Here is a 17861-nt window from a genome sequence, read left to right on the forward strand (position 1 = left end):
AAACATCTCGGGCCACCCTACCGCCCACCCTCGACCCCGCACCAAAGTAGGATCCCTCCCCGCGGATGGATCCTGTCGCCACGGGGGCGTCTGGAGGAACTTTCCGTCCGGCAACGGAAATTGGTGAGCTGTGAGCCAGATCGTCGTCAAGCGCCCACCGCGGGCCCTTCCGACCGAAGTGCCTGACGAACAGGTGCAGTTGCAACCTCCGCCGGAGCTGCCCCGGGGACAGCAGGAGGGCGCCCTGATGCAGCTCCTGCCGATGCTCGGCATGGGCGGTTCGGTCGTCTTCTTCTTCATGACGCCGAACCCGATCATGCGGATCATGGGCATGGTGATGATCGCGTCGACGGTGGCCATGGCCATCGCGATGCTGGTCCGCTACCGGCGCGGCACCCAGGGGCAGCTCGCCGACCTGCGGCGCGACTACCTCAAGTACCTGACCCAGACCCGCCGCGCCGTCCTGCGCACGGCCCGCCTCCAGCGCGACGCCCAGTACTACCTGCACCCCTCCCCCGAGCAGCTGTGGGCGCTGGTCGCCGAGGGCAGCCGGGTCTGGGAGCGGCGCATCGGCGACGCCGACTTCGCGCAGGTCCGCGTCGGTCTGGGCAGCCAGCAGCTCGCGACCCCGCTGATCGCGCCCGAGACCGCGCCGGTGGACGAGCTGGAGCCGCTGACGGCCGGCGCCATGCGGCAGTTCCTCCACGCGCACGGCACGCTGGACGGCCTGCCGATGGCGATCTCGCTGCGCGCCTTCTACCACCTCACGGTGGGCGGCGAGCCGGAGGCCGCCCGCTCCCTGACCCGCGCCATGGTGGGCTCGCTCACCGCCCTGCACTCCCCCGAGGACCTGGTCGTCGTGGTCGCCGCCGGCGACCGGACGGCGCCCGCCTGGGAGTGGGCGAAGTGGCTGCCGCACGTGCAGGCGTCCGGTCCCGGCGACGGGGCGGGCAGCCGGCGGCTGATCACCACGGACGCGCGCGAGCTGGAGGACCTGGTCGCCGGACGGCTGGAGGGCCGGCCCCGCTTCCAGGGCGTCAACCACCCGCTGCTCGACCACCCGCACCTGGTCGTGGTCCTCGACGGCCAGTCGATCCCGCAGACCTCGGCGCTCGCCTCGCCCGAGGGCATCCAGGGCGTCACCGTCATCGAGGTCGTCGAGGGCCGGGCCACCGGGCCGCGCGGCGACCTGGCCGTGACCGTCGAGGGCGACACGCTGCGCCTGGAGTCCGGGCACGGCCACGTGTACGAGGGCGTGCCGGACGGGCTGGGACCGGACGCGGCCGAGGCCCTCGGCCGGCAGCTCGCGCCGCTGCGGGTGGCGTCCGGCTCGGACGACGACGAGCCGCTGCTCGCCAACCTCGACTTCACCGACCTGCTGAACCTCGGCGACGCGGCCTCGGTCGACGTCGCCCGCACCTGGCGGCCCCGGTCCCGCTCCGAGCGGCTGCGGGTGCCGATCGGCGTCGGCGAGGACGGCGTCCCCGTGATGCTGGACCTCAAGGAGGCCGCGCAGGAGGGCATGGGCCCGCACGGCCTGTGCGTGGGCGCGACCGGTTCCGGCAAGTCGGAGCTGCTGCGCACGCTCGTCCTCGGCCTGGCGGTCACCCACTCCTCGGAGACGCTGAACTTCGTCCTCGCCGACTTCAAGGGCGGCGCCACCTTCGCCGGCATGTCCCAGATGCCGCACGTCGCCGCCGTCATCACCAACCTCGCGGACGACCTGACGCTCGTGGACCGGATGGGCGACTCCATCCGCGGCGAGCTCAACCGCCGCCAGGAGATGCTGCGCGACGCGGGCAACTACGCCAACATCCACGACTACGAGAAGGCGCGCGCCGCCGGGGCCCCGCTCCAGCCCATCCCCTCGCTCGTCCTCGTCATCGACGAGTTCAGCGAGCTGCTGACCGCGATGCCGGACTTCATCGAGATGTTCGTGCAGATCGGCCGCATCGGCCGGTCGCTCGGCGTGCACCTGCTGCTCGCCTCGCAGCGCCTGGAGGAGGGCCGGCTGCGCGGCCTGGAGACGTACCTCTCCTACCGGATCGGCCTGCGGACCTTCTCGGCGGCCGAGTCCCGGGCGGCGATCGGCGTGCCCGACGCCTACTCGCTGCCGAACGTGCCGGGCTCCGGCTACCTCAAGTACGGCACCGACGAGATGGTGCGGTTCAAGGCCGCGTACGTCTCCGGCGTCTACCGGTCGGGCCGGCACGCCGCCGCGCCCGGCGGGCCGCTGCCGGTGGACCGCCGCCCGGTGCCCTTCACCGCGGCCCCCGTCCCGGTGCGCTACCTCGAACCCGAGGAGCGGGCCAAGGTACCCGAGGCCCGGGCGGCCGAGGACGACGCGCTGGCCGACTCGGTGCTCGACGTGATCGTGCGCCGGCTGGAGGGGCGCGGCGTCGAGGCGCACCAGGTGTGGCTGCCGCCGCTGGACAACCCGCCGCCGCTCGACGCGGTCCTGCCCGGCCTCGCCGGGGTCGAGGGCCGGGGCCTGACCCAGCCCGGGTACGAGGCGGCCGGCCGGCTCGTCGTCCCGCTGGGCGTCGTCGACAAGCCGTACGAGCAGCGCCGCGACACCCTCTACCGGGACTTCTCCGGCGCGGCCGGCCACATGCAGATCGTCGGCGGCCCGCAGTCCGGCAAGTCGACGCTGCTGCGCACCCTGATCTCGGCCTTCGCGCTCACCCACACGCCGCACGAGGTGCAGTTCTACGGCCTCGACTTCGGCGGCGGCGGCCTGGCCTCGGTCGCGGGCCTGCCGCACGTCGGCGGCGTCGCGTCCCGGCTCGACCCCGAGCGGGTGCGCCGCACGGTGGCCGAGGTGTACGGCATCCTGTCCCGGCGCGAGGAGTACTTCCGCAGCGCGGGCATCGACTCCATCGCCACCTACCGCAGGCTGCGGTCGCGCGGCGAGATCTCGGTGGCGGACCAGCCGTGGGGCGACGTCTTCCTGGTGATCGACGGCTGGGGCAACTTCCGCACCGAGTACGAGGGGCTGGAGCCGGCCGTCGTCGACATCGCCGCGCGCGGCCTCGGCTACGGCATCCACGTGGTGGTCACCGCCTCCCGCTCGATGGAGGTCCGGGCCAACCTCAAGGACCACCTGATGAACCGGCTGGAGCTGCGGCTGGGCGACACGATGGACTCCGAGCTCGACCGCAAGATCGCCGTCAACGTGCCGACCGGGGTCCCCGGCCGCGGTCTCACCCCGGAGAAGCTGCACTTCATGGCGGCGGTGCCGCGCATCGACGGCATCAGCTCCGACAGCGACCTGGCGGAGGCGACGGCCGCGATGACGCAGGAGGTCACCCGGCACTGGACGGCGCCGGGCGCGCCCGAGGTGCGGCTGCTGCCGCGCGAGCTGGAGGCGTCCGCGCTGCCCGCCGGGCACGCGGAGCCGCGGCGCGGCGTCGCGTTCGCCATCGACGAGCACAACCTGGAGCCGGTCTTCGTCGACTTCGACCGCGACCCGTTCTTCCTCGTCTTCGGCGAGAGCGAGTCGGGCAAGTCGAACCTGCTGCGGCTGCTGATCAAGCAGATCACGGAGCGGTACGACGGGAACGCGGCGAAGTTCTTCGTCATCGACAACCGGCGCGCGCTGCTGGACGTCACCCCGGCGAGCCACCTGGCCGAGTACGTGCCCATGTCCAACAACATGGAGCACCACGTGGACGCGCTGGCCGACCTGATGCGCCGCCGCTCCCCGTCGGCGGACGTCACCGCCCAGCAGCTGCGCGACCGCAGCTGGTGGTCGGGGCCGTGCCTGTACGTGGTCGTCGACGACTACGACCTGGTGTCGACGTCGAGCGGCAACCCGCTGGCGAAGCTGACGGAACTGCTGCCGTTCGCCCGGGACGTCGGCGTCCGCTTCATCATCGCCCGCAGCGCGGCCGGCGCGAGCAGGTCCTCCTACGAGGCGTTCATGCAGCGGTTGATGGAACTCGGCGCCCAGGGCGTCCTGCTCTCCGGCGACCCCCAGGAGGGCGACGTCCTCGGCGGCGTCCGCATGCGCCCGATGCCCCCGGGCCGGGGCGTCTACGTCTCCCGCCAGCGCGGCAACCCGCTGGTGCAGACGGGGCGGATGCCGGAGTTGTAGGAGGGGTACGCCGCTGGGCCGGGTCGATCGGACCCGGCCCAGCGGCGTACCGGCGGGAGCCCCGGGAGTTCCCGGACCGGCTCCCGCGCATCGGGATCGGCACATCGGGATCGGACAGAGCGGTGCGGAAGGAGCAACGCCCATGGCATGGGACGAGTGGGAGCGGTTGAAGACGTCGGCGGCCGAGCGGGACTCGACGCGGATGCAGTTGAACCGGCTGCCGGACGAGGACCGGCCGAACGCGGGGAGTCCGACGGGCGGGTTCCTCAAGGTGGACCAGCAGGATCTGGCCGCGATCGGTGACGAGGCGTTCAAGCTGTACAACCGGCTGTGGAAGGAGGCGCGCGTCACCTCCACCGACGCGGCGGCGAGCGACCTCAGCGGGCAGGGGTTCGCGCTGGGCGGGGCGCTGTCGCACGTCGCGTTGCGGTGGGACAAGCAGCTCGGGTCGGTGATGGACGCCTGTGCGCTGATCTCCAACCACATGGACTTCACGAAGAACGCGCACGCCGGCGACGAGGTCTTCATCGAGCGGCACGTGAGCAGCATCCAGACGCTGGACTCCGGGTTCGACGACGACTGGGCGAAGCCCGGGAAGCCGAACAAGATATACGAGCCGGACAAGAAGGACTGAGGACGGGGAACGACTGATGGACTTCGAAGCCCTTCATTCGGCGAACTTCAAGCTGCTCGACGACACGGTCACCGACTGGACGAGCATGCTGACCAAGCTGCAGGCCCTGAAGAAGGATGCCGACGACGGTCTGCACAAGAAGGCCCTGACCGCCGACTGGGCCGGTGACAACGCGGTCATCTCGCGCGAGTTCGTCGGCAAGACCGCCGGGGAGTTCGGGGACGCGCTCACCGAGGCGACGTCCGTCCGGGACATCATGCGGGACACCCGGGACGAGCTGAAGACGCAGCAGCGCCTGCTCAAGGAGGCGATCGAGCGCGGTCGGGGGAAGAACCTCACCGTCACCGTGAACGGCGGAGGGTTCACGGTGGCCGAGAACCCCGAAAAGAAGGCGCCGGGCGGCCAGAGCGACGTCGACGGGCTGCGCGACGAGCTCCAGGGCATCCTCGACGCGGCCACCGAGATCGACAACAGCGCCGCGACGGCCCTCAAGGCCCTCGTGGACCTCGCCGACCAGGGCTTCTCGGACGCCGTCTACAAGGACCGCGACTCGGCGGCCAACGCGGTCAAGGAGGCCGAGCGGCTGGCGGCGCTCGCGAAGAAGAAGACCGAGGACCTGACCCCGGCCGACTTCGACGCGCTCAACGCCGGCCTGGGCACGTACTCCGACGACCCGATCTTCGCCGAGCACTTCGCCACCACGCTCGGTCCCAAGGGCACCCTCGACTTCTGGGCGGGTCTCAACGACCCCCGCCGGGCCTACGACGTGGGCAGCGAGCGGGTAGACCGGTACGACGACCTCCAGAAGAACCTGAGCCTCACCCTCGCCACCGCGACCCGGGCGGACTCGCCCGAGATGTCGCGCTGGAAGTACGACATGATCAACATGGGCGACCAGCCGCTCTCGAAGAACAGCACCACCCAGGGCTTCCAGGTCATGAGCAACCTGATGCGCTGGGGCAACTTCGACGACCAGTTCCTCAAGGACTACGGCACGAAGCTGATCGACACCGAGAAGCAGGCCACGGACAACGGCCGGCACACCCCCATGGTGTGGCAGCACATGGGCATCGACCCGCTGCTGAACCGTACCGGCACCGACTCCGGCTCCGACCCCATGACCGGCTTCCTCGCCGCCCTCTCCAACAGCCCCGACGCGGCCACCGACTTCTTCAACGCGGACTTCGTCACCAAGGACGAGGACCACGACTTCAAGGAGGAGGACGGCAAGAAGGAGAAGCGCGCCCTCACCAACTTCGACTACCTCTTCGAGGAGCGCGACTGGCCCGAGGAGCGCGACGACAAGGGCAAGACGAGCACCGAGGGCCGCAACAACCTGGCCATGGCGCTGGAGGCCGGCGCCACCGGCCACCCCGCCGGGCAGATGCCCACCGAGGAGACCCCGCCGCACAACAAGGACCAGGCGGAGCTCATGCAGAAGATCGTCGCCTCGGTCTCCGACGACCCCGAGCGGCTGACCAAGCACGGCTACATGTCGGACAGCATCGGCCAGATCACCTCCGAGTACCTGCCCGACATCAACCGCGCGATGTCCGACGACAGCCGGGGCAACACCGACAAGCTGTTCCCCGTCGCCGGTACGCCCGCCGTCATGGAGCACTCGGACGTCACCCGCCTCCTGGTCACCCTCGGCCAGGACCCCAAGGCCAACGCGGCCGTCGAGGTCGGCCAGGCCGCGTACCTGGGCAGTCTCATGGACTACCACCTCAACCCGAACACGCCGGACGACCTCAAGTACCCGCAGTCGCCGCAGAACACCATCGAGGAGATCTCCCGCCGCTCCTCCGAGATCGGCGGCACCCTCGCGGTCGGCCGCCAGGAGGCCATCGTCGGCCCGGCCGCCAAGGAGGCCAAGGACTTCGCGGACTCCGTCGCGCAGCAGAAGAACGCGTGGTCCGGGGCGATCGGCACCGGCATCGGCGTCGGCGTCAGCTTCGTCGCCACCCCGGTCGGCGGCGCGGTCGCCAGTGGCGTCGCGGGCACGGTCAGCTCCATGGTCCTGGAGCACGTCTTCCAGCAGTCCGAGACGGACGTCCTCAAGGACGCCGGGAAGGACGCGGCCAAGCTGTGGGAGGACAGCAAGGAGAGCAACATCGACATGAGCCAGCTGGCGGCCCAGGAGGCGGCGAAGGCCCACCACCTCCCGTACGCCGACCAGGTCGCGGACTGGGCCAAGTACGGCAGCGACAACGGCTTCAACGACGCCTCCGACAACGCCCGCCACATGGCGGACGACCTGGAGACCGAGATCCAGCCGGGCTGACCCCCTCGCCGCCCCGCCCGCGGGGCCGCGCCGTCCCCGGTACGGCCCCGCGCCCCGCCCCCACACCAGAAAGCACGTGATGAAGCACGCGAAGTCCCTCGCCCCTCTCGCGCTCGCCCTCCTGCTCGCCGGGTGCTCCCAGCCGCCGGAGGAGAAGCGCGCGTTCGAGGTGCCCGGCGTCCTGTGCGGCACGGAGGTGTCCCCCGCGCTGCTGTCGCCGCTGCTTCCGGCCGGCGGGGAGGAGATTGAGGTGAAGCGCTCCGATCTGATCGGCGGCGGCATGATGACCTGCAAGGTCTCGGTGGACGGCGCCACCGCCTTGTCGCTGGGCTGGAACTGGGGGGAGCTCGGAGAGCCTCTGCGGCGAGCCGCCAACGACAACCCCTACCTGAAGCTCGCCAAGCAGGAGACCCCGGACGGCCGGGTCGTCTACGGGGAGGAGTCGGGGGCCACCCGGGTGACCTGCGAGCCGGTCGTGGCCCACCGGAAGGGGAACGCCGAACTCATCGCCACGCTCAAGGTCTTCGAGGGCCGGCCCGACGCCGACGCCGTGAAGAACCTGCTCGTCGCGTACGCGAAGGAGCTGGAGGTTTCCTCCGAGGAGTGTGTCCGGAAGAAGTAGCCGGCGCTCGCGCGTCCCGTTTCCCCAGGACGTGCGACGGGGTGGGCGCCTCCCGTGCGCGCCCACCCCGTCCGTACTGCCGCTGTCGTGCCGCGTGGCTTAGAAGAAGCCGGCGGCGCGCTTGTCGCCCGCCTGGTAGGCCGGGGCGGCCTGGCGGACCGCCTTGGCGATGCCCTGGAGCGCGGTGTGGATCGCGCGGGTCTCCTGGTCCCACTTGGCGTGCGCGCCGTCCGCGGCGGTCTTCGCCTCACCCTCCCAGGTGTTGGAGACCGAGCGGATCTTCGTCTGGATGGCCTCCAGGGCCGCGTCCAGCTGCTTCGCCTGCTTCTCGATGGTGCTCGCCGCATCCTCGAGCGAGGCGTACGTGACGAGCATGACGCCGTCGTTGGCGGCCATGGTCCCTCCGGGTTTCGGTGGTGGTGTACGGGTGCGCTGCTACTGAAGGTCCGACGCGGCGGTCAGAGACCGGCGATGCCCGAGCGGGCCGCCTTCTCGGCTCCGGCGTCGCCGGAGAAGCCCGCGGTCACGTCGATGCCGCGCAGGGCGCGCTCGGCCTCGTCGTCGGAGTCGCTGGACGAGGTCCGGGTGACCTGGATGGCCTCCTGGAAGTTGAGCATCAGCTTGGCGATCCGCACCATGCCCTGGTTGATCTCGGTCTGCTTGGCGTCGAAAGCGCCGGCGCCGATGCCCTTCCAGCGGCCCTCAAGGCTGTCGATGACGCCCTGGAGGGCCGTCAGCTGACCCTTGACGTCGTCGAACTTGCGGGTGAGCTCATCCTGGAAATCCTTGAGACTCTGATCGCCAACCTTCAAGACTGACATGTGTCCCTCTCCCTCTCTCGGGTTCTCTGTGGGGGCCGCGTCCGCCGGTGAGCGCGGACGCGGTTCGGTCTGGGATGGCGGCGCGCTAGGCGGCGCGGCGCCGGCGTGCGATCACGAAGGCCGCACCGGCGGCGACCACCAGCGCGACCGCCGCGCCGCCGATGACGAGCCCCGTCCGGCTGCTCGTTCCGGTGCTCTCGCCGGAGCCTGCCACAGCCGGGGCGGACGTCGCCCCGTCCGCCGGAGCTTGTGGCGAAGCTGATGCAGACGGCGCGGTGCCGGGCGAGCCGCTTCCGGAAGCGGTGGCCGAGGGCTTCGCGGAGGCGTTCGCCTCGGCGGCACCGGGGCCGGCGGGCATGTTCGTCAGGGGGCTGATACGGGGGTCGCCGGGGTTGCCCAGGCCACGGTTGATGGTGGCGTTGGGACGGACGACGCCGTGGCCGAGGTAGGCGCTGACCGTGCCGGGCTTCCAGTCCTTGCCGCGCCCGGCGGCCTCGAACATGACCCGGAGGACCTGGTTGGCGGTCCAGTCGGGGTGCTCGGACCAGATCAGGGCGGCGGTGGCGGAGGCTAGGGCGGTGGCGAAGCTGGTGCCTTCTTCGATGCAGTAGCTCTTGAAGGTGGCGTCGCACCAGCTGGGGATGCTGTTACCCGGGGCGGCGATGTCGACGTAGTCGCCGTACTGCGAGTACTTGGCCACCTTTCCGTTCTGGCCGGTCGCGGCGACGGCGACGACTTCCGGATAGGCCGCCGGGTACTGCGGCTTGTTGCCCTTGTCGGCGCTGTTTCCCGAGCCCGCGAAGATGAGCTTGCCCTTGCTCTGGGCGTACTGGATGGCCTCGCGGATGTCCGAGTCGTAGAATTCGTTGGCCATGGAGATGTTGATGATGCGGGCTTCGCTATCAGCTGCGGCCCGGATCGACTCTCTCAAGTCGAAGGCGTTGACGGCCTGTTCGTTCTGCATCTGGGTGTCGCTCACGCGGAAGGGGATCACCTTCGCGCCCGGTGCCAGCCCTTTGACGCCACCGCTCGCCCCGGACCCGACGATGAGCTCGGCCACACTCGTTCCGTGCCCCTCGTAATCATCGGTCTCGTCGCCCTTGGCCTCCGAGGCGTCCCACCCCTTCAGCACCTTGCCCTTGAGCGAGGGGGTGTTCTTGTTCACGCCGGTGTCGATGACGGCGACCGTGACGCCTTCACCAGTCGTCGTCTTCCAGATCTCCTCGGCGTGCATGGCGTCCAGATACCACTGCTCCGCCTGGACGTCGATGGCGAACGCTGCGGGGGCGGTTCCGACGAGTCCCGCTGTCAGCGCCGTGGTCGCCACGGCGCTGACCAGCACCCGTCGGAGCCTGCCGCTCTCGATCATTCCTGCCGTCATCCTGACTTCCGAGCCTTCCCCGTACTCAGTCGATCACCGGCGGCACGGCTCCGCGCCGACGGTTCGTCCACGTCTCTTCGTCCTCGACCAGGTAGTCGGGGCGCTCGGTGCCCTCGCGCTCCTTCTCCTCGCGGGGCGGGCGCTGGTTGCCGCGTCCGCCGCCCGCGCCGCGCTGGTTCCCGATCACTCCGTTGGTGGCGGAGGTGCCGAGACCGGTGGGACGGCCGGGCTTGTTGGACGGGGAGCCGACCACGCCGGCCTGGCCGGGGCGGGCGGCGGCCGGGCGGCCCGCCGGGGTCTCGCCGCCGACGACGGTGCCCCGGGGGATCCGGGAGCCGGTGCTTCCGCCGGAGGAGCGCTGCGGGGTGCCGCCGACGATCGGGTTGGAGCGGGCGGAGCCCGTACGGCCCGTGACCGACTGGCCCGGTCCGCCGGGTCGGCCGACGGCCGGGGACGGGTTGCGCGCACCGGCGGTGCCCTGGCGCTGGGCCGGGCCGCCGGGGCCGCCCGCGCGGCCCGTCTGCGGCGTGCTGCGGCCGGCCTGCGGGGACTGGGTGCCCGGTCCCGTCGCGCGGCCCATGGGTCCGCCCGAACGGCCCGTGGCGGGCGAGCTGGCCGGTCCGCCGGTGCGGCCCGTCGCCGGAGAGGTCGTGGGGCCGGTGGCGCGCCCCAGGGGGGTGCGGCCGGTGGCGGTGTGCGGAGTGCCGGGCGCTCCGGCGACCCGGGGGCCGCCGGTCTTCGGCGTGGTGCCGAGGGCGATCGGCGGCGGCATGCCCGGCCCGGTGGGGTTCGGGGTGACCGGCGTCGGGGTCGACGGGGGCGCGGTGGTCGGCAGCGTGGGCGCCGGAGGCGTGGCGACGCTGTCGATCCGGACCTTGGTGTCGCCCGGTCCGGTCTCGCGGATCGGCTGGTGTCCGTCCAGCTCGCCGCCCGTACGGGGCACCGTCGTGTTCGTGCGGTCCGTGCTGGCGCCGATGGTGCCGGGGGTCTCGTGGTCGAGGGTTCCGCCACGGGCGGTGCGGTCGAGGGTTCCGCCGTTCTTCCCCAGACCGCTGTCGCCTCTGTTCCTGATGCTTCCCAGAGGCCGCGGCACCGGCGCCCCATAAGCCTTCGGCGGCACCGGAAGGGGAATCGAGGCGAGGGTGCTCTGGGAGACCGCGTAGAAGGAGGCCAGGCGGTTCATCTGGTTGATGGCCTCCTGGCGGTCCTTCTCGACCTGGAGGGACTTCTGGTAGGCGGGGTTGTCCGCCGCCTGCTCCACGACCTGGAAGTCCTGGGGCTTCTTCTGGACGAGGCGGGTGTCGCGCGGCGGCTTGGAGTTGCGGACCGAGGTGAGGCCGGTGCCGGCGTTCTCCATCTGGGCGCCGACCGCGTTGGTGACCTTGCTGATGCCCCAGGCGTAGGTCACGACCGCGGAGCCGTAGCGCTGGAACTCGGTGGCGGCCTCGCCCTTCCAGTCGACGCCGCGGACGAAGGTGTCCAGGTCCTTGGCGGCCTCGTTGAGGTTCTTCGTCGCCTTCTTCATGGCGGCCACGACACCCACGAAGGCGTCCGGGCGGGCGCTTTCGAGGAGATCCAGCATCCGGTTGAGCGGCTGGTCCTCGAAGGAGGTGTCGCCGTAGAAGCCGCCGCGGAGGAAGCCGAAGGGGAGGGAGTCGCCGAACTGTTCGGTGAAGTCCGCGAAGCTGGTCTTCGCGTCGATCAGGGCCGTGTCCTCGGCCTGCGCCTGTTCCTGGGGGGTCAGGTTCGGGTCCTGCTTCGGCTGCGTCTCGTCACTCATCGGTCGTCACCCCAGATCCGTCGGGCTGTCGTCGGTGTGCTGGACCTGCGCATCGGGCTGCGCGGGGGCACCGGACTGCTTCTGCTTCTGCTCTTCAAGGGCGGTGTCGCGCTCCTTGTTGAGGCGGCTCTTGATCGAGTAGAACTGCAGGCGCAGGTCCTCTTCCACGTTGTCGTATCCGACGCTGGCCGCGTGGACGCCGATCCGCAGCATCTCGACCTGTCCCTCCAGGGACTTCGAGAGGCCGACGAGTGCCGTCTGGATCCGGGCGTACTCGGCGAAGAAGCCGTCCGCCTCGGCGAAGGGGATGCCGACGCCGAGACTGGTCCGGGTCACTTCGTTGGTGTCGGTCTTGAGGGCCGCCGTGACGTCCGTCTGCAGTTCGCCCACGATCGCGCTGACCCGTCGACTGAACTTCTCCAGTTCGTCCGCGCCACGCTCCAGATCACCAGCCACGTCCGCCCCCGTCCCCCGTCAGCTCGAACACGAGCATTCCTCCCCGTTTGCTCCTGCCGCACCACATTGCGATCGCGGTCGATCACGCTGCGGGCCACGCACGTCTACCACTGTAACGACGGGGGCTGACAGCCCCAAGTCTCTTGTTCGTCACGAGATTTATACGGATCGACGCTACCAGCCGTGTGCTCCTGCAATCTTCACCGGGCCGCCGGGGCGTTCCGCCGGCGCCGGTGGTCGCGGAGGGCGACCGCCGCGCCGGCGATGGCGGCGACCAGGACGCCGCCGCTGACGACCACGTAGGTGGCGAGGCGGGCGGTGCGCTGTTCCGGGGTCTCGCCGAGGTGGACGGCGGCGGGGGTGGGGGCCTCCGCGCGCAGGGCGGCCTCGCGGGCGACGGGCTTCTCGACGGGCTTCTCGTCGTCGGTGAGGGCCCGGACCGGGTCCACCACGCCCCAGCCGACGAGCCGGTCGCGGCGGGCGACGGAGCGTTCGGCGGTCTGCTCGATCTGGGCGACGATCTGCCGCTGCGTCCAGTCGGGGTGCTTGGCCTTGACGAGGGCGGCGAGGCCGGCGACGTACGGCGCGGAGAAGCTGGTGCCGTTGTCGGCGCAGTGGCCGCCGAGGGGGACGGTGGAGACCATGTCCACGCCGGGGGCGGCGACGCCGACGAATTCGCCGGCCTGGGAGAAGGCGGCGCGCTCGTTGTTGCGGTCGGAGGCGGCGACGGCGAGGACGCCCTCGTAGGAGGCCGGGTAGGTCTTCTTGTCGCTGCCGTCCATGCCGTCGTTGCCCGCCGAGGCGACGACCACGATCTCCTCGGCCAGCGCGGCTTCGACGGCTTCGCGCAGGGCCGGGGCGGGTTCCACCGCGTCGGCGGTGTCCTGCGAGATGTTGATCACGTCGGCCTTCTTCGCGATCGCGTGGCGGATCGCGGTGGCGAGGGTGGCGGCGGTGCCGTGGCCGTCGGCGTCGTTCTGCTGGATGGGGATGATGACGGCGTCGGGCGCGAGGCCGACGAAGCCGGTGCCCTTGGCGGGGCGGGCGGCGATGATGCCGGAGACGCGGGTGCCGTGGCCGACGGTGTCGGTGGTGCCGTCCTCCTTGCCGCGCTTCAGCTTGTTGCCGTTGGCGTCCTTGGCGTCCTTGGGGATGAGGTTGATGCCGCTCTTGACGTCCACGGCGCGGGTCAGCTGCGGGTTCTTCACGTCGACGCCGGTGTCGATGACGGCGACCCGGACGCCCTTGCCGGTGGACTGCGCCCACAGCCGGTCGAGCTGGACGCGCTGGAGGGACCAGGGGCGGCCCTCGTACGGCTCGTCCGGGTAGGTGCACTGGGAGTCGTCCTCGGCCGCCGCCGTGGTGAACGGCAGGCCGAGGGAGCAGAGCAGGGTGGCCGCCGCGAGGGCGAGCGCGCGCCGGGGGGCGTCACCGGAAAGGGTGGCGGGGGAGAGTGTCATCGGTCGTCGCCGCCTCATGATCCCTGCGGCTGGCGGGCGTCGCTGGTGGACAGCCGCGGCCCGGTGGGCAGGAAGGTGGCCCATTCGGCGGGGACGGGCAGCGGTTCGACGTCCTTGTAGCCGAGGCGGTTCTGGGCCTGCCGCTGCTCGGCCAGCCGGGCCTCCTTCTCCTCGGGGGTGCCGGAGGAGCCGATGCCGGAGTCGCCGCCGGTGCTGTCGCCGTTGGACTGCATGGCGTACCGCAGGCCGGTGTCGGTGACGAGGAAGAGGAAGCCGGTGCCGGTGGTGGAGCCGGTGAACTGCCGGAACAGCTGGCCGGATCCGGGGGTGACGTAGGCGCTGCTGGAGCCGGTGGGCAGGGTGGCGGGGAAGTCCTCGCCGGCCCAGGTGCTCATGGTGGTGGCGCCGGTCTCGGGGGTGACCTCGCGCAGCACGTTGCAGACGGTGTTGCGGCTGCCCTTGCCGGTGCCCGCCTCGTTGACCGGGACGGGGACGGCGCGGGGCCACGTCTTGTCGCGGTTGAACGCCCTGCCGGGCTGGAAGGCGCCGCCGCTGACCGCGGTGGCCTGGCCGTTCTGGCCGAGGTCGACGAGCTGGCGGCTGTTGAGGAGCAGTTTGGCGGTGAAGTCGGTGACGGGGGCGACGCGGTCGGCGAGGACGACGTACTGCTGCTTCTTGGTGCCGTCGGTGGCGGACAGGACCGTGCCGACCCGGCCGGCGCCGTCGGGCAGGCCGGTGGCGCCGGAGTCGGCGCCGATCTCGCCGGGGACCTTCGGGAAGGAGATGGGGTCGCCCTTGCGGAGGGTGGCGAGCCACTGGGCGGAGACGCGCTGCGGGACGCGGTTCTGGCCGACGAGCTGGCGCAGGAGGAGTTCGTCCTTGGCGAGCGGGTAGCCGGTGCCGGCGGCGTCGACGACGTAGCGGGTGCGGTCGGGGCCCTCGACGTAGAGGAGCTGGCCGCCCCGGAGCCGTTCGTCCCGGCCGTCGGTCCGGTCCTTCTCGCGGTCGGCGAGGACGAAGGCCGCCTTCTGGATCGCCCGGCCGCCGTCGACGGGCCGCTCGCAGACGACCCAGCGCTTGGCCTTGCCGGCTTCGTCGGCGGCGGGGAGGCGGTCGGGGGCGTAGGGGATGCCGAGGGTGGCGCCGTGCGGGATGGTCCCGCGGTCGAGCACGGACTCGTCGACGGTGATGATCTTGCCCTTGTCGGGGGCGAGGAGCAGTTTCGCCGAGGACATGTTGAGGACCGGGTGGAGCTGGGTCTTGTCGCCGGTCTTGAGGACCACGTACCGGGTGGTCGACTTGCTGGCGATGATGACGTTCTCGCCCGGCACGTCCCAGTTCTTGGGGGCGGTGGGCCGGAACATGCCGATCGCGCCGAAGACCGCCAGGACCACCACGCCGACGATGGCGCCGGGGACCACCGCGCGCAGCGGGCGCGGCGCGCCCTCCTCGGAGCCGGTCGAGTTGGGCTGTACGAACTGTGCGACCAGTCTCCGCTTCGCGAAGGTGTAGGCGTTCAGTTCGTCCCGTCGTGATGCCATCTGAAGTGTCGTCCCTCTCCCCGCCGAGCGACCAGGTTTCCACGGTGCCGCGGACCCGGCCGGGGGTCCGCCGCCCCTACTATGCCTGGCGGCGCCTGCGTGTGACCGCTCAGGTAGGGTGATCGCCCGGTCAACGCCCAGAGGAATTCGGCTATTACGGACACGAGGGGGCAACGCGGCGATGGGTACGGCGACGCGTGCGCGCAATGGGCGGCGGACCACCGGTCGGACGCCCCGATCTTCCCGACGGCAACGCAGCAACGGGCCGGCCGTCCCGGCCCCCCGGAGCGCCGCCGCGGCGCCCGCGACGACGACGCTGCGCCCGCTGTCGCGCACCGGCCGGATCGGTCCGGTGCAGCTCCGCCAGCTGGTCCTGGTGGAGGCGGCGCTGGCCCTGGTGGCGGTCGGTTTCGTGCTGGGCGGCCTCTGGCTGGTGCCCACCTGCGTGGTGGCCGGGCTGCTGGTCGTGCCGGCGGTGATACGCCGGCGGGGGCAGGCCGTGCAGGACTGGCTGGGCACGGCGCTCGCGCTGCGTGCGCGCCGCCGGGACACCGCCCCCGCCGCGCCCGACTCCGACCCCTCGCTGGCGCCGGTGACGGAGAACGTGCGGGGCTTCGACGCCTGGCCGTACGTCGACCGGAACCACCGGACCGTCGGAATGCTGGGCGACGGCTCGTTCCTGACCGCGGTGCTCCGGGTGGAGGCGAGCGGTTCGGCGCTCCGGCCGGTCTTCGGCGCCCGTGCCTTCCCGCTGTCGCTGCTCGGTGACGCCCTCGCGGTCGACGACATCGTGGTGGAGTCGGTGCAGCTGGTGCAGCAGGTGCGCCCGGCGCCGGCCCCCCACCTGCCCCAGCAGTCCGTGGCCCGGCTGTCGTACGCGCCGCTCCAGGAGCGGACGGGGGCGCCCGCGCTGCGGCTGACGTGGGTGGCGGTGAAGCTGGATCCCGAGCGCTGCCGGGAGGCGGTCGCGGCGCGCGGCGGCGGTCTGGAGGGCGCGCAGCGCTGTCTGGTGCGGGTCGCGGACCATCTGGCGAGCCGGATCACGGGCGCGGGTTTCCAGGCGGTCGTCCTGGACCAGGAAGAAGTCAACTCGGCGGTGGCGACGGCCGCCTGCACGAGTCCGCACGCCGCGGCGCGGGCCGGGCGGCCGGACGCGGCGCCGCAGCGGCGGACGGCCGAGACCTCCCGGGTGTGGCGGTGCGACGACCGCTGGCACACCACGTACGCGGTGGGGCGCTGGCCGGAGCTGGGCCGGGGCGCGGCGCCGCTGCCGCGGCTGGTCTCGCTGCTGACGTCGGTGCCCGCGTACGCCACGACGTTCAGTCTGACCGTCCGGCGCGGGACCCGGCAGGGGACCATGGAGGTCGGCGGCCACTTCCGGGTCACCGGCGGTTCCGACAACGAACTGGTGCGGGTGCGGCGGACCTTGGAGCAGGCGGCCCGCACCGCGAAGGTCGGCCTGCTGCGGCTGGACCGCGAGCAGCTGCCGGGTGTGCTGGCGACGATGCCTCTCGGGGGTGCGCGATGACGGGACGCGGCGCGGTGCGGACAAAGGGGCCGCGCGGTCTCCTCGGTCCGCGGCACGCGGGGCACACGGTGCCCGCGGCCGATCTCGGCGCGCTGTCGCTGCCGGTGGGCGACGACGGCGTGGTGATCGGCGAGGACACGGAGGGGCGGCCGCAGTTGGTGGGCTTCCACCGGTCGACGCCGTACGACGTCCTGCTGATCGGCGGTCTGTGGACGGCGCAGGTGCTGGCGCTGCGCGCGGCGGCCACCGGGTCCCGCGTGGTGGTGGAGACCGGCCGCCCGCAGGCGTGGGTGGGGCTGGCGCAGGCGGCGGGCGCGGGTCTGGAGTGCGTGACGCTGCACGATGTGGGCCGGGTGCCGCCGCTGGGCGCGACCGTGGGCAGTCCGGTGGTCGTGGTGCGGGACTGCGGCATGCGGCCGCCGCGCGGCCGGGTGGTGTCCTCGCCGTGGCAGTCGGTGCTGACGCTGCTGCCGTACCTGAGTCCGGTCGCCCCCCGGCTGATGCGGGCGGCGACGCTCGTCGGCGTGCAGCGGATCTCGCCGCAGGAGGCGCGGCAGACGGGCCGGATCCTGAACCTGACGCGGACCGAGGTGGAGGCGCTGCCGACGCTCGGCGAGGGCGTCACCCTGTGGTGCTCGGGCGGCGAGCGGAACTGGGTGATGACGAACGCGACGGACGCGGAGGCGGGGCTGCTCGGCACGGCCCGCCGGATGGACTGAGGCCCCGGGCCCAGAGGCGCCGGGCCGGGCGCCGGGTTCGTCCGGAGGCGCCGGAGCGGCGGACCGGGTTCCGGGTTCGTCCGAAGGCGCCCGCGGGGCGACCCGGACTCCCTAGTATTTCCCGAGTACTTCCCCTTCGGTACGGGGCGGCGTCCGCCCGTCCGCCGCCGGAGGGGCACGCGGACCGCCGACACGGTCCGAACGGAGCGAAAGGAAACCCGTCATGGGGAGCGCGCAGGAGAAGGACGAGTTGTACGCCCTCGACATCTCGGGGGTCGAGTGGCTCGGCGCCCCCGGGACGAGCCCGGACGAGGAGCGCGTCGAGATCGCCCATCTGCCGGGCGGCGGCATCGCCATGCGGTCCTCGCTGGACCACGGCACGGTGCTGCGGTACACGGCGGCCGAGTGGGAGGCGTTCGTACTCGGCGCCCGGGACGGCGAGTTCGACCTGCGCTGAGCCGCCGGACGACCGTGGCCGGCGGTCGCGTGCCCCGATTCGGGGGACGCGACCGCCGGTTCGTCGTGTCGGCCCCGGCGCG

The 17861-nt window shown here is 72.1% G+C and carries 14 protein-coding genes; 7 read left to right on the forward strand and 7 right to left on the reverse strand.

Translation table 11 applies throughout. The features are described 5' to 3' along the window. The first annotated feature begins 130 nt into the window (after positions 1 to 130). The 4 genes from eccCa (at position 131) to IE219_RS23840 (ending at position 7636) form a co-directional block, all read left to right on the forward strand. Complete coding sequence (eccCa, locus tag IE219_RS23825; RefSeq protein WP_189980876.1) at positions 131 to 4096, forward strand: type VII secretion protein EccCa; 3966 nt, start codon at positions 131 to 133, stop codon at positions 4094 to 4096. A 142-nt stretch (positions 4097 to 4238) separates the two neighbouring features. Further along, on the forward strand, positions 4239 to 4730 hold the full coding sequence (locus IE219_RS23830; protein WP_189980878.1) for a hypothetical protein: 492 nt from the start codon (positions 4239 to 4241) through the stop codon (positions 4728 to 4730). 16 nt (positions 4731 to 4746) lie between these two features. After that, on the forward strand, positions 4747 to 7014 hold the full coding sequence (locus IE219_RS23835) for a DUF6571 family protein (protein WP_189980880.1): 2268 nt from the start codon (positions 4747 to 4749) through the stop codon (positions 7012 to 7014). 79 nt (positions 7015 to 7093) lie between these two features. Beyond that, positions 7094 to 7636 (forward strand): hypothetical protein, encoded by a 543-nt coding sequence (locus tag IE219_RS23840; protein ID WP_189980882.1) that lies wholly within the window; start codon positions 7094 to 7096, stop codon positions 7634 to 7636. Between the two features lie 99 nt (positions 7637 to 7735). On the opposite strand, the gene IE219_RS23845 is transcribed toward IE219_RS23840, so the two are convergent. From IE219_RS23845 to eccB, 7 genes are all read right to left on the reverse strand, one after another. Next, on the reverse strand, positions 7736 to 8032 hold the full coding sequence (locus IE219_RS23845; RefSeq protein ID WP_189980884.1) for a WXG100 family type VII secretion target: 297 nt from the start codon (positions 8030 to 8032) through the stop codon (positions 7736 to 7738). A gap of 62 nt (positions 8033 to 8094) precedes the next feature. Beyond that, positions 8095 to 8457, reverse strand: a complete 363-nt coding sequence (locus tag IE219_RS23850; protein WP_189980893.1) for a WXG100 family type VII secretion target — start codon at positions 8455 to 8457, stop codon at positions 8095 to 8097. 85 nt (positions 8458 to 8542) lie between these two features. After that, positions 8543 to 9826 carry a S8 family serine peptidase gene (locus IE219_RS23855; RefSeq protein ID WP_229849979.1) on the reverse strand — a complete coding sequence of 428 codons (1284 nt, stop codon included), beginning with the start codon at positions 9824 to 9826 and terminating at the stop codon, positions 8543 to 8545. Between the two features lie 37 nt (positions 9827 to 9863). Beyond that, positions 9864 to 11618 carry a hypothetical protein gene (locus IE219_RS23860; RefSeq protein WP_189980897.1) on the reverse strand — a complete coding sequence of 585 codons (1755 nt, stop codon included), beginning with the start codon at positions 11616 to 11618 and terminating at the stop codon, positions 9864 to 9866. Positions 11619 to 11624: 6 nt separating this feature from the next. Beyond that, positions 11625 to 12074, reverse strand: a complete 450-nt coding sequence (locus IE219_RS23865; protein ID WP_189980899.1) for a hypothetical protein — start codon at positions 12072 to 12074, stop codon at positions 11625 to 11627. Between the two features lie 200 nt (positions 12075 to 12274). Then, positions 12275 to 13534, reverse strand: coding sequence for a type VII secretion-associated serine protease mycosin (gene mycP, locus IE219_RS23870; protein ID WP_189980901.1), 1260 nt, complete (start codon positions 13532 to 13534; stop codon positions 12275 to 12277). Positions 13535 to 13548: 14 nt separating this feature from the next. Next, positions 13549 to 15075: a type VII secretion protein EccB gene (gene eccB / locus IE219_RS23875; RefSeq protein WP_189980903.1), complete on the reverse strand. Its 1527-nt coding sequence runs from the start codon at positions 15073 to 15075 to the stop codon at positions 13549 to 13551. 181 nt (positions 15076 to 15256) lie between these two features. On the opposite strand from eccB, the gene eccE reads away from it, so the two are divergent. From eccE to IE219_RS23890, 3 genes are all read left to right on the forward strand, one after another. Further along, positions 15257 to 16603 (forward strand): type VII secretion protein EccE, encoded by a 1347-nt coding sequence (eccE, locus tag IE219_RS23880; protein ID WP_189980905.1) that lies wholly within the window; start codon positions 15257 to 15259, stop codon positions 16601 to 16603. Next, positions 16600 to 17322, forward strand: a complete 723-nt coding sequence (locus IE219_RS23885) for a hypothetical protein (RefSeq protein ID WP_189980907.1) — start codon at positions 16600 to 16602, stop codon at positions 17320 to 17322. The genes eccE and IE219_RS23885 overlap by 4 nt, the downstream gene beginning before the upstream one ends. Positions 17323 to 17545: 223 nt before the next feature. Then, positions 17546 to 17779: a DUF397 domain-containing protein gene (locus tag IE219_RS23890; RefSeq protein WP_189980909.1), complete on the forward strand. Its 234-nt coding sequence runs from the start codon at positions 17546 to 17548 to the stop codon at positions 17777 to 17779. Positions 17780 to 17861: the final 82 nt, after the last annotated feature.

Origin of the sequence: Streptomyces termitum, from assembly GCF_014650175.1 — a bacterium.
In the GTDB taxonomy this organism is placed as follows: Bacteria; Actinomycetota; Actinomycetes; order Streptomycetales; family Streptomycetaceae; genus Streptomyces; species Streptomyces termitum.

Excerpts from the sequence above, each read along its gene's own strand:
- IE219_RS23850 (WP_189980893.1), bottom strand. The coding sequence starts at position 8,457 with ATGTCAGTCTTGAAGGTTGGCGATCAGAGTCTCAAGGATTTCCAGGAT.
- eccB (WP_189980903.1), bottom strand. The coding sequence starts at position 15,075 with ATGGCATCACGACGGGACGAACTGAACGCCTACACCTTCGCGAAGCGG.
- IE219_RS23845 (WP_189980884.1), bottom strand. The coding sequence starts at position 8,032 with ATGGCCGCCAACGACGGCGTCATGCTCGTCACGTACGCCTCGCTCGAG.
- IE219_RS23840 (WP_189980882.1), top strand. The coding sequence starts at position 7,094 with ATGAAGCACGCGAAGTCCCTCGCCCCTCTCGCGCTCGCCCTCCTGCTC.
- IE219_RS23890 (WP_189980909.1), top strand. The coding sequence starts at position 17,546 with ATGGGGAGCGCGCAGGAGAAGGACGAGTTGTACGCCCTCGACATCTCG.
- IE219_RS23830 (WP_189980878.1), top strand. The coding sequence starts at position 4,239 with ATGGCATGGGACGAGTGGGAGCGGTTGAAGACGTCGGCGGCCGAGCGG.
- eccE (WP_189980905.1), top strand. The coding sequence starts at position 15,257 with ATGGGTACGGCGACGCGTGCGCGCAATGGGCGGCGGACCACCGGTCGG.
- IE219_RS23855 (WP_229849979.1), bottom strand. The coding sequence starts at position 9,826 with ATGATCGAGAGCGGCAGGCTCCGACGGGTGCTGGTCAGCGCCGTGGCG.
- IE219_RS23835 (WP_189980880.1), top strand. The coding sequence starts at position 4,747 with ATGGACTTCGAAGCCCTTCATTCGGCGAACTTCAAGCTGCTCGACGAC.
- IE219_RS23885 (WP_189980907.1), top strand. The coding sequence starts at position 16,600 with ATGACGGGACGCGGCGCGGTGCGGACAAAGGGGCCGCGCGGTCTCCTC.
- mycP (WP_189980901.1), bottom strand. The coding sequence starts at position 13,534 with ATGACACTCTCCCCCGCCACCCTTTCCGGTGACGCCCCCCGGCGCGCG.
- IE219_RS23860 (WP_189980897.1), bottom strand. The coding sequence starts at position 11,618 with ATGAGTGACGAGACGCAGCCGAAGCAGGACCCGAACCTGACCCCCCAG.